The following is a 10,636-nucleotide window of genomic DNA, read 5'->3' on the forward strand; positions in this document are numbered from 1 at the left end:
GGGGGCTTTCGGAAAAAAATGACGAAAGAAATTAAATTAAAATGGTTGTTAATAGGTTCAGTGATTAGTAGCGCAGGTTCAAGTTTCGTCTGGCCGTTAACAACAATTTACATGCATAACTATTTAGGTAAAAGTTTAACATTTTCTGGAATTGTACTATTAATAAACTCAGTTGCGACTATTATTGGTAATTATGCTGGTGGTTATTTATTTGATAAATGGCGGCCTTATTATGCGACATTGGTAGGAATCGTAATTGCATGGTTGGCCGTATTAGGCTTAGTTTTCATGCATGGCTGGCCAGCATACCCAATTTTGCTAGTTATTTTGGGTCTTGGTAACGGGATTGTGGCAACAATTTTAAATTCATTTGCGGCCACAATTAGAAGAAAAGATAGTCGATATGTTTTTAATCTCTTTTATTTAGCTTTAAATTTAGGGATTGTTATTGGGACATTATTAGTTGGATACGTGATTGAAGTTAGTGTCACAATGGTCTTTGTATCAGCATTAATTTTATATTCAATATTTTTGATTACTGCTATTTTAGCGTATAGAGTTGATCCAATACGAAAAAAAGTGAAACCAACAAAATCAGAACAATCAGCTGGTGTTAATCCCAAAGTTTGGATTATCGGCGCAATGTGGTTAACATTCCTGGTTATTTGGTTGAGTTACGAGCAATGGCAAAGTAATTTATCAATTTATATGGATAAGTTAGATATTCCATTGAGTCAATATAGTTTATTATGGACGATTAATGCAGGACTCATTGTTTTTGGACAACCACTAGTGACGCTTGTAACGAGAACAATTGCTAAGTCATTATTTAGACAAATTATTATGGGTGTTGGCTTATTTGCGTTATCATTTACAACACTTATTTTTGCGAAAGACTTTTCTCATTTTGTCTTTTCAATGGTCTTGTTGACGTTAGGTGAAATGGTCGCATTCCCAGCCATTCCGGCATGGATTAATGAACTGGCCGAGCCAGGTCAAGAAGGTAAGGCACAAGGAACGATTAATATTGCCGCATCTATTGGTAAAGCGTTAGGACCATTAGTTGGTGGAATCGTAATTGAACGATTGTCATACAACGGTTTGTTCGTTGGTTCGACATTATTAATCTTACTTGCCTTGGCAGTTGTTGTTATTGCAACTAAGAAAGCGAATATAAAATCGTAAAAAAATACCACAACTTTTATAAGGTTGTGGTATTTTTTATTCTAAATCATTAAAATAGGCTAATAAATCAGTCGTAGATAGGTTGGCACGTTTTTCACCTGATAAATCAGATTGAATCTGACCATCATTTAAGACAATTGTTCGATTACCATATGATAATGCGTCCTCTAAGTGATGCGTAATCATTAGACAAGATAATTGTTCTTGTTCAACAATTTCGGCGGTTAATTTTAATAATTCTTGGCTTGTTTTGGGGTCGAGGGCGGCCGTATGTTCATCTAGTAGCAGTAAGTCAGGTTGAATCAAAGTTGCCATTAAAAAACTTAATGTTTGACGTTGACCACCAGACAAGTTTCCAGCAGGTGTATTTAAATGTTCTGATAAACCATTTGGCATCTTTGCGGTTAATTCACGAAATTGCGTCATTTTTTGTTTTAAATGACGAGGTTTAAACCGACGGCGACTGCCTCGATTTAAGGCTAATAATAGATTTTCAGCGACTGTCATTCTAGGTGCTGTGCCCATTTTAGGATCTTGAAAAACACGACTAATATAATTTGTCCGTTTAATATCATTTTCATTCGTAATATTTTTATTGCGTAACATAATTTTGCCACTCGTTGGTTTAATATTACCAGCAATTGTATTGAAAAGGGTCGATTTACCAGCGCCATTAGTACCAATTACAGTTATAAAATCGCCTTTATTGATGGTGAGGTTTAAATTTTTTAAGATTTGTTGCTCCTCAGAAGTACCGGTATTAACGGTAGTGACGATATTGGAAAGTGAAAAAATGGGTTCAGTCATTTTGAATGGCCTCCTTCAAACAAAGTATTTAGTCTTAGCGCTTTTCGGAGAGTTGGTAACATTAAACAGAATGCTAAAATAATAGCAGAAATTAATTTTAAATCGTTTGCGTTAAAGCCTAATGTTAATACAATTAAAATAACAAATCGGTAGAAAATACTACCAATGACAACGGCAACCAAACGTGCTGTTAATGATAAGTTACCAAAAACAACTTCACCGATAATAATTGCAGCAAGCCCAATGACAATCGTTCCGATACCCATACTGATATCAGCATAGCCATTATTTTGCGCGATTAGCCCACCGGCAAGTCCGATGAAGCCATTTGAAACCATTAGTCCTAAAATCTTCATACGATCGGTTTGGATACCAAGTGAGCGGGCCATTTTTTCATTATCACCGGTTGCGATGAACGCTTGGCCTAATTCGGTATTTAAAAAGAAAGCGAGTAAGCCAATACTAATGATAACCAGAATGAGCCCTAATACAACGGAATCAAAAGATGCAGGAAGATTAGTTAGAAAGTGAGCAGAAAAAATTGTATTTTGTCCAAGTAAACTGATATTTGCTTTTGTTAAAATTCGTAGGTTAATTGAATATAAACTTGTCATGACAAGGATTCCAGCTAATAAAATCGGAATTTTACCTTTTGTATAAAGTAACCCGGTGGCTAGACCAGCTAGTGTCCCTGCTAGAAATGCAAAGAATGTGGCCAGAAGCGGGTTAACTCCGTGGATTAGACAAATCACAGTTACGCTGGCGCCCATTGGAAAAGTACCTTCGACAGTCATATCAGGAAAGTCTAAAATTCTAAATGAAAGATAAAGACCAAGACCTAAAACCCCCCATAGGAGTCCTTGTCCGATAGCAGATACAATAATTGTCATTTGATTAACTCTCCTTTATTTTTGGCTTGATCAATTAATGCTTGTGGAATTGTAATATTTAAGGCCTTTGCTGTTTTCAAATTAATAACAAGATCACCTTTTTTTACAAAATTAATTGGTGTTGTTGCAGGGACACTTTTTCCAGAAAGAACGGCAGCAGCCATTTTACCAGTGGCTACACCTAAATCATATTGGTTAATACTAATAGTTGCCAAGCCGCCATTTTTGACCATTGTATCTACTGCAGGGAAAATTGGAATTTTAGCTTGTGTCGCATTTTTAACGAGAGTCTGCATACTTGATGCTACTGTGTTATCCGTGGGGACATAAACGGCATCAACAGATGCTACGAGCGATTGTGACACTTGGTCAACATCATTTGTAGAGGTAATTGTTGCCGATTTAACTTCTAAGCCTGATTTGATTGCTGCAGATTTAAATTGTTGATACTGTTTTGTAGCTGAATCGTCACTTGATGTGTAAAGGACACCCACGGTTTTCATATTAGGTATTAGTTCCTTCATTAAAGCTAACTGTGCTTTAATAGGTGCTTGATCAGAAACACCGGTGATATTATTACCTGGTTTCTGATTGTTGCTAACTAAACCAGAACCTTTTGGATCAGTAACGGCACCTAAAATAATTGGTGTTTTTTTAGTTACATTAGCTAAAGATTGTGCAGAGGGTGTTGCGATACCAATCATGAGATTAACATTTTCATTATTAAACTTGTCACTCATTGATTTTAAATTACTTTGATCAGCTTCAGCATTTTGGAAATCAATATTCACAGACTTACCAGGTACGTAACCTTCTTTTTCTAATCCAGCAATAATTCCTTTATGAATCGCATCCAGTGCAGGATGTGTTGTTAATTGAAGAATACCAATTGTTGGTACTCCTTTAGCGTTTGAAAATGTTGTTGGTTGAAGTGTTGAGAAAAAAGCAATCACTAAGAATAAAAATAACGCAATAATGGTTCCAATTAATCGTTTCATTTTATAAGTACCCCTTTAATTTTTAATAAAAAAAGACAGTCCTCAGATTCGAGGGCCGTCTTGAAAGACAAAACCCCCGCATGAATATACTGATATCCATACAGGGGTTTTGATTTATAGAAACCAAACCGATATACAGATACAATCTGAATAGACAGATTATATCTGTAAAAAACAGACTACAATCTGAATAACCGGCTTTGCCAACGATTATTAAGTTTTACTTGTGAATAAGTCATAGGCTTGATTTCCTCTCTGAGTTAGTTGATAAATGTAGTATAGATAAATCTGATATTATTGTCAAATATTATTTAAAAGATTTTAAAAGTTATAAAGAGTATAATTTAGAAAACAACAAAATTGATTCGACATTCATAGTGCGGTATGATATTTTTATTGGGAATAGCGCACTATGAATTCATAATATGAGGTGAAAAACTATGAAAAAATCGTTAAAGATTGGTATTAGTATCGGAAGTATTTTAGTTTTGGGAATTCTTGGTGGAGCAAGTTTCAATCAAAGTATGCATTTTAATAAAGGCATCACAATTAATGATACAGATGTCAGTGGATTAAGTGTTGATAAAGTTATTAGTAAGTTAAAAAATGAAACGTCAAAAAATGTTATTTATGTAGGTAAAACAAAAATAGTCGATGCAAAAGATACAACAACTGGTTTTACTGATGAAGATAAGCCAGCGATTAAAGCATTGTTGAAGAAGCAACGTACCATTCTTCCTTCAAATGTTAAGAAAAATTATGCGATTGTTCCACAAAAGTTGAATACAACAGTTAAGGATCAATTAAAAGCACAATTAAAAACCCAACTAACAAAGTTAAATAAAACAAGAACAGTGGCTGTTGATGCAAGTCCCATTTTAAAAAATGGAAAAGTATCAGTAACACCTGGGAAAAAAGGGAATCAATATAATGTTAAGCAAATTTTAGCTGCCTATGATAAGGCTGGCTATAGTAGCATTACGAAGTTGAAGGATACTGAACTCCAACCTTTATCTGCTGACAGTAAAACAGTTAAAGCTGATACTGAAAAATTGGATACACTAGCTGCTAGACAGACTGTTTATACCGTTCAATCAACGAAGTATACGTTGAAGGGTGCAGATATTCTTAAGCAAGCAACTGTTGAAGATGGTAAATATGTTGTTGATACGAGTGGTATTTCTGCAAAAGTAGATGAAATTAATAAGAAACAAGCAACATTGAATAAAAAGTATAATTTTAAAACGGCTACAGGAAGTACTGTTCCAGTTAGTGGACAATCATATGGTTGGGCCCTTGGAATGAATGACTCAGTGACACATGTTTTGACAGCGTTAGAAGATGGTACTGCAGCTATTGACGCAACCAATGATAAATATGGTGTTGGCTATAATACTTATGGAACTGGTTACACAACGACTGCAAATGATGGACTTGGAGATACGTATGCTGAAGTGTCAATTGCGCAGCAGAAAGTTTGGATCCATAAAAATGGCAAGGTTGTTTTAACAACTGATGTTGCAACTGGTAAACATAGTACTGGTGAAGATACAACTAAGGGTGTTTGGTATATTATGTACAAACAAACGCCATCAATACTTAAAGGTAGTGAAGTTGGTAAAGCTAATTATTCTGTCAAAGTTAGTTACTGGGCTCAATTCACAAATAGTGGAATTGGTTTCCATGACGCTAGTTGGAGAACAAATTGGTCTAAAACAGCTTATCTTAAAGATGGTTCTGGTGGTTGTGTTAATACAAAACCAGCCGCAATGGCAACTTTATTTGCGAACGTTTCACAAAACGAACCTGTTGTTGTTTATTAATTTAAGGCTTAATCAGTTCTTAAACTGGTTAAGCTTTTTTTAATGATTTATTATTAATAACTTCATAGATAAGTCATAAAGCCAAGGTAGTATGAACCTATACCAGAAAGGAAGTTTAACAAAATGAAAATAGATAAAAACAAAGATAATAAATTAATAAGTGATAATATCGTTTCTGCACAAGTCATTGCGTTGAACAATCATATTATTACTGTAAAAACTGAAAATTCAGAAATTATAAAAATTAAACAACCAAATAGTACAAAAAATGACAAGATATTTCTAGAGACAATGAAAGATATTTTACGGTCGGGATTGTGGATTCCTGTGAATCGAGTCATGCAAATTATAATGCGTTATGACTGGTTTGATACGCCATTTGAAGAATATAGTTATGTATAGAAATCATGTATAATAACGTTAGAGGTGGCAGGGATGACGATTAAATTAATTGCAGTAGATTTAGATGGTACATTTTTAAGGGATGATAAATCATACGATAAAGAAAGATTTTCGCATCAATTTGAAAGGATGCAACAACAGGGAATACATTTTGTGGTAGCAAGTGGGAATCCAACCTTAGCCATTGAACAATATTTTAAAGAAATTAAAGATAAAATTGGTTACGTTGCTGAAAATGGAGCAGTCATTCAAGATGCAAAAGAGTTATTGAAAGAATACATTTTTGAAAATAGTCTCTATCAAGAAACGATTCAGTATTTGAAGGAAACATTCACTGAAATAGGACTATTAGCGGTTAATAATCAAGGAGGTTTCTATGATAAACGGGAATCTGATACATTTATTCAAGATGTAAATGATTATTATCCGAAAGTAACCGGAGTCGATAATTTGGTATCACTTAATCAAGGAATTTCTATGCTGACGGGTCATTTTCCCGTGTCGTTATATGAAAGAATATCATTACAATTAAATACTGAAATGAATAATAAACTTCAAGCAAAAGCGTCTGGATTTGGTTATATTGATATTAATTTAGTGAACGCGACAAAGAAAAACGGCATAAATTTACTACAAAATCGTTGGCAAATCTTGGATGAAGAAGTTGCGACATTTGGGGATAATGATAATGATCAAGAAATGTTGGCGTTCACGCCGAATAGTTTTTCTATGGCTAGCGGATCAAAGTTAGCTAAAAAAACAGCAAAACACATCATTGGGTTGAATCAAAATGATAGTGTTTTGGATAGCATTGATGATATTTTAAATCATAAATTGTAAAGAAACGTTCTTTTCCAAGGGGCGTTTCTTTTTAGTTCTTTGTATCCGTTTACTTATGCAGTATAATAGAGTTATTAAAGCATAATCGGAGGAATGTAATTTTGACAGTCAAGATAATTGCAGTGGATTTAGATGGTACATTTTTAAGAGATAATAAAACGTTTGATGAAGTTAGATTTAGTCACCAATTAGTTGAACTAAAAAATAAAGGGATTCATTTCGTGGTAGCAAGTGGAAATCAAGTTATGAAAATTAAAGATATTTTTAAACGTATCTCTGGTGAAATAGGTTACGTTTCAGATAACGGTGCGGTTATTTATGATGGCAACACCCATATCAGATCATTTAATATTGATCCAGCCGTATTTGAAAAAACAGTTTTATATATCCAAAAGGTATCGCCAAATTATGGAATCTTAGCATCAACAGATGAGAGTGGGTATATTGATGCAAGTGAGTCTGATAACTTTGTAGAAATGGCTAATACGTACTATCCAGACATTATTAAGGTCCCTAATTTAAGTAAGGTTGAAAAAACTATTTCTAAAGTTACGATTAATGGCCCCATTGACGAATATAAAACATTTGCGGTTAAATTAAAAGAAAATGTTGATGAATCATTAGTTGCAAAAGTTTCTGGTTTTGGATTTATTGATATCAATGTTAAAGAGGCAACAAAACAAAATGGGTTAAATGCTTTGCAAGAATTATGGGATGTAAAAGATGATGAAGTAGTAACCGTTGGAGATAATGATAATGATGCTGAGATGTTGGCATACACACCATTAAGTTTTGCAATGGAAAAGTCTTCAAATATGGCAGCTAAAATGGCAAATCATCGTATCGGTTCAAATCAAGATGATAGCGTCTTAGATTTAATTGATGACGTTTTAGCAGGTAAATATTAAAATATAATTTAGATAATGACGTAAAAATAAGTGATGATTATCACTTATTTTTTTACAAAAAAAACCACTTTCTTGTGAAAGTGGCAGATAATTAAATTTATTTAGAAACAACGCTAAAACGTTCTTGATGATGTGAATTAGATTCAATTTCATCAACCAATGCGATAGAGAAGTCGGCATAGCTAATTTCACTATTACCTTGTGAATTCATTGTTAAAACGTCACCGGCAATTTGATAGTGGCCTGTTTTTTCGCCACTAGGATTGAAAAATGCAGCTGGTGAAATATAGACCCAATCTACATTTGAAACGGTACGGAGTGTGACTAAAGCATCACGCATATTTTTGGCTGTTGCTTTAGCACCTTCAGGGAAGTCAGGTGTATCACCAAGTAACAGTGTTTTTTCAGAATCAACGAAAAGACTACTTGCGCCACCAACAATAACGAGCTTAACCTTAGTATCAGCTAAGATATCCGTTAAATGTTTTAATGATGTTTGATGAAGATTTTCTTGACCAAATGGAGCGTTAAAAGCATCTACAATAACATCAAATAATTCTAAATCAGCAGTTGTTAACTTGAAAAGATCTTTTTCTATAAAAGGAACATCTTCTGTTAATTTGCTTTTATTTCTAATAATAGCAGTAACATCTAAATGACGAGAAACTGCCTCTTTTAATGTAGATTGTCCTTGTTTACCAGTTGCACCAATAATTCCAATTTTCATTTTATAACTCCCTTTCTAAGTAACTGTCTTCACAATAGTTGAATGACATTTTTTTGTCAAAGAATAAGTCGTCAGGTTACATCTTTATTTTAACTGATAAATATGGTATGTTTATAGTTGTTATGGGGATGTTCAGGATTCGACAGGTATAGGTTGAGCTTGGATTGCGTTTCGAAGTTTGCGTCTTCGTTAAAACGCTCAGTTAAATTATAACTGCAAAAAATAATAGTAATACTTACGCTTTAGCTGCTTAATAGCGCTCTAACGTAGATCCTCCTAGTATCGTCCATGTGCTAGATCTGGGTCCTAAATTAAGTGGACTTACGTTAACTTCTTCCACCTGGAGAAGTTAAAAGAGACTAATCAGGTTAGTCAGACGTGTTAGCCCTGTTATACGGCGCTACGGTTGGCGAATTTTAAATAGTATAACTATGAACGTAGATGTTTGAGTGGCAATATGCTTGGACGCGGGTTCGACTCCCGCCATCTCCATTTTACAGTTTGAATAAGGTTGAAAAGCCTTATAAAATATCACTTTTGCATTTTAAAAGTTTGAATAAGATTGAATGAGTTTGAATGCAAATTAAGGTGTTTTTAAGGTGATTTTTGACAATCCTATTCAACATAACAGATGAAAAGATGACTTGATTCGACGAGTTATCTTTTTTATTTTGCCATAAAATTAGAGGTCTATTATGAAAAAATAAATTAATTTGTTAGAAATTACGGACACAAAAAATGACCATTTACAAAGGATTATTTTTGTAAGTAGTCGTTTTTTACGAACTTTATATTAAAATAAAGGTATAAACCAAGAAAGAATATAGTTAGTAACCATATCTAATATTGGAGATAGAGGTTAACTCTTTTAATTTTTTAGATTGATTGTCAGATAAAGGTTGTTCATCATTCCTGATGGCTTTAGAAAGATCTAAGTTCATGCGACTTAAAATGAATGGAACAGAAGAACGTTTTTGTTTTAGTTCTTCGAGATAAGCTTGTAACGTAATTTTAAGTGTATTATTACCATTATTTGTACTTAAATCAGTTAATAAATCGGTAATAATTTGTTCGGCCTGTTTTCCACGATCATCTCCGCCGGAAAACCATTTTAATTTATTCATAGACTAGAACTCCTTAATTTATTTGTATTAACTAATAATATATTAAAATATATAAATTAAAGAGAAATAGTTAACATAATAAATGATAAATATGGTCCCAGTTGATCATTAAAATATAAATTAACCTACCAGTTTATGCCTGCCATATTTGTTGGAAGTATATTTTATCTTTAAAAAGTGGAATTATTTTTAGTTGATTTAATGACTAATCTTTGTAATACTAAATTTATAAAAATTTAGGGGGTTCGTATGTCAAAAGGTAGAGTTGAAGCGTTCACAGATGCTGTAGTTGCTATTATTATGACAATCATGGTTTTAGAGTTAAAAGCACCAGAGGGAGACACATTTTCAGATTTAATACCGCTTCAAAGTACTTTTTTAGCTTACGTATTAAGTTTCTTTTTAATTGGTGTCACCTGGAATAATCATCATCACATGTTTCAATTGGCGGATAAAATCAATGGGCGGGTGTTGATTGTTAATACTGGATTTATGTTTGTAATGTCATTCATGCCATTTGCAACAAGCTGGGTTGGTGAACATTATAATAAATTTGCGCCTGCCTTTTTATATGGCCTTGTCTTTCTATTATTTAATATTATGTATGTAGTATTAACTAATGAATTACTTCGAGCAAATGGGCCTGAATCAAATTTAGCAAAAGCAATTAAAAATGACAATAAAACATGGGTGTCGTTATCTTTTTCACTTATTGGATTGATGTCAGTATTTATTAAACCAGAGTTGGTGTTAATTTTTTGTCTGATTGTACCATCAATTTGGTTTATACCTAATCGATTAATTGAAAATTTCTATAAAGACAAATGAAAAAAAGTTCCAACAAGAAATTTCTTGTGTAATAATCCCTTTATGGTTGTCAGATGAAATAATATAATTTCATCCGATAATCATGGAGGGATTTTTGTATGTCC

General features: G+C 33.3%; 11 protein-coding genes and 1 other RNA gene. 7 read left to right on the forward strand and 5 right to left on the reverse strand.

All coding sequences use genetic code 11. The features are described 5' to 3' along the window. Nucleotides 1–18 precede the first annotated feature (18 nt). On the forward strand, nucleotides 19–1,185 hold the full coding sequence (locus AC1RPT_RS05110; RefSeq protein ID WP_481761419.1) for an MDR family MFS transporter: 1,167 nt from the start codon (nucleotides 19–21) through the stop codon (nucleotides 1,183–1,185). A gap of 36 nt (nucleotides 1,186–1,221) precedes the next feature. Here the strand turns inward: AC1RPT_RS05110 and AC1RPT_RS05115 are convergent, their stop codons facing one another. The 3 genes from AC1RPT_RS05115 to trpX are packed head-to-tail and all read right to left on the reverse strand — an operon-like array spanning nucleotide 1,222 to nucleotide 3,880. Then, complete coding sequence (locus AC1RPT_RS05115; RefSeq protein ID WP_481761418.1) at nucleotides 1,222–1,992, reverse strand: ABC transporter ATP-binding protein; 771 nt, start codon at nucleotides 1,990–1,992, stop codon at nucleotides 1,222–1,224. Then, nucleotides 1,989–2,882, reverse strand: coding sequence for an ABC transporter permease (locus tag AC1RPT_RS05120; protein WP_481761417.1), 894 nt, complete (start codon nucleotides 2,880–2,882; stop codon nucleotides 1,989–1,991). The genes AC1RPT_RS05115 and AC1RPT_RS05120 overlap by 4 nt, the downstream gene beginning before the upstream one ends. Beyond that, on the reverse strand, nucleotides 2,879–3,880 hold the full coding sequence (gene trpX / locus AC1RPT_RS05125) for a tryptophan ABC transporter substrate-binding protein (RefSeq protein ID WP_481761416.1): 1,002 nt from the start codon (nucleotides 3,878–3,880) through the stop codon (nucleotides 2,879–2,881). The genes AC1RPT_RS05120 and trpX overlap by 4 nt, the downstream gene beginning before the upstream one ends. Nucleotides 3,881–4,320: 440 nt before the next feature. On the opposite strand from trpX, the gene AC1RPT_RS05130 reads away from it, so the two are divergent. The 4 genes from AC1RPT_RS05130 (at nucleotide 4,321) to AC1RPT_RS05145 (ending at nucleotide 7,853) form a co-directional block, all read left to right on the forward strand. Continuing rightward, the gene (locus AC1RPT_RS05130; RefSeq protein ID WP_481761415.1) at nucleotides 4,321–5,703 is read left to right on the forward strand and encodes a L,D-transpeptidase family protein; all 1,383 of its coding nucleotides are present in this window, start codon (nucleotides 4,321–4,323) and stop codon (nucleotides 5,701–5,703) included. 123 nt (nucleotides 5,704–5,826) lie between these two features. Beyond that, on the forward strand, nucleotides 5,827–6,105 hold the full coding sequence (locus AC1RPT_RS05135; protein WP_409022261.1) for a hypothetical protein: 279 nt from the start codon (nucleotides 5,827–5,829) through the stop codon (nucleotides 6,103–6,105). A 33-nt stretch (nucleotides 6,106–6,138) separates the two neighbouring features. Next, the gene (locus AC1RPT_RS05140) at nucleotides 6,139–6,945 is read left to right on the forward strand and encodes a Cof-type HAD-IIB family hydrolase (RefSeq protein WP_481761414.1); all 807 of its coding nucleotides are present in this window, start codon (nucleotides 6,139–6,141) and stop codon (nucleotides 6,943–6,945) included. Between the two features lie 101 nt (nucleotides 6,946–7,046). Next, nucleotides 7,047–7,853, forward strand: coding sequence for a Cof-type HAD-IIB family hydrolase (locus AC1RPT_RS05145; RefSeq protein ID WP_409022263.1), 807 nt, complete (start codon nucleotides 7,047–7,049; stop codon nucleotides 7,851–7,853). Nucleotides 7,854–7,950: 97 nt separating this feature from the next. Here AC1RPT_RS05145 and AC1RPT_RS05150 read toward each other — a convergent pair whose 3' ends face one another. Continuing rightward, on the reverse strand, nucleotides 7,951–8,580 hold the full coding sequence (locus AC1RPT_RS05150; protein ID WP_481761413.1) for an NAD(P)-dependent oxidoreductase: 630 nt from the start codon (nucleotides 8,578–8,580) through the stop codon (nucleotides 7,951–7,953). Nucleotides 8,581–8,704: 124 nt separating this feature from the next. Here AC1RPT_RS05150 and ssrA point away from each other — a divergent pair. Further along, nucleotides 8,705–9,075, forward strand: a transfer-messenger RNA (tmRNA) gene (gene ssrA / locus AC1RPT_RS05155). Nucleotides 9,076–9,407: 332 nt separating this feature from the next. Here ssrA and AC1RPT_RS05160 read toward each other — a convergent pair. Continuing rightward, nucleotides 9,408–9,704: a bacteriocin immunity protein gene (locus AC1RPT_RS05160; protein ID WP_481761412.1), complete on the reverse strand. Its 297-nt coding sequence runs from the start codon at nucleotides 9,702–9,704 to the stop codon at nucleotides 9,408–9,410. A gap of 249 nt (nucleotides 9,705–9,953) precedes the next feature. Here AC1RPT_RS05160 and AC1RPT_RS05165 point away from each other — a divergent pair, with 249 nt between their 5' ends. Then, nucleotides 9,954–10,532: a TMEM175 family protein gene (locus AC1RPT_RS05165; RefSeq protein WP_409022266.1), complete on the forward strand. Its 579-nt coding sequence runs from the start codon at nucleotides 9,954–9,956 to the stop codon at nucleotides 10,530–10,532. Nucleotides 10,533–10,636 lie beyond the last annotated feature (104 nt).

The organism is Dellaglioa sp. CoH-56-MRSF-11 (assembly GCF_056782135.1).

Bases quoted from the DNA above. Each gene is read 5' to 3' on its own strand.
- AC1RPT_RS05110 (WP_481761419.1), top strand. From the start codon at position 19: ATGACGAAAGAAATTAAATTAAAATGGTTGTTAATAGGTTCAGTGATT.
- AC1RPT_RS05115 (WP_481761418.1), bottom strand. From the start codon at position 1,992: ATGACTGAACCCATTTTTTCACTTTCCAATATCGTCACTACCGTTAAT.
- AC1RPT_RS05120 (WP_481761417.1), bottom strand. From the start codon at position 2,882: ATGACAATTATTGTATCTGCTATCGGACAAGGACTCCTATGGGGGGTT.
- trpX (WP_481761416.1), bottom strand. From the start codon at position 3,880: ATGAAACGATTAATTGGAACCATTATTGCGTTATTTTTATTCTTAGTG.
- AC1RPT_RS05130 (WP_481761415.1), top strand. From the start codon at position 4,321: ATGAAAAAATCGTTAAAGATTGGTATTAGTATCGGAAGTATTTTAGTT.
- AC1RPT_RS05135 (WP_409022261.1), top strand. From the start codon at position 5,827: ATGAAAATAGATAAAAACAAAGATAATAAATTAATAAGTGATAATATC.
- AC1RPT_RS05140 (WP_481761414.1), top strand. From the start codon at position 6,139: ATGACGATTAAATTAATTGCAGTAGATTTAGATGGTACATTTTTAAGG.
- AC1RPT_RS05150 (WP_481761413.1), bottom strand. From the start codon at position 8,580: ATGAAAATTGGAATTATTGGTGCAACTGGTAAACAAGGACAATCTACA.
- AC1RPT_RS05160 (WP_481761412.1), bottom strand. From the start codon at position 9,704: ATGAATAAATTAAAATGGTTTTCCGGCGGAGATGATCGTGGAAAACAG.
- AC1RPT_RS05165 (WP_409022266.1), top strand. From the start codon at position 9,954: ATGTCAAAAGGTAGAGTTGAAGCGTTCACAGATGCTGTAGTTGCTATT.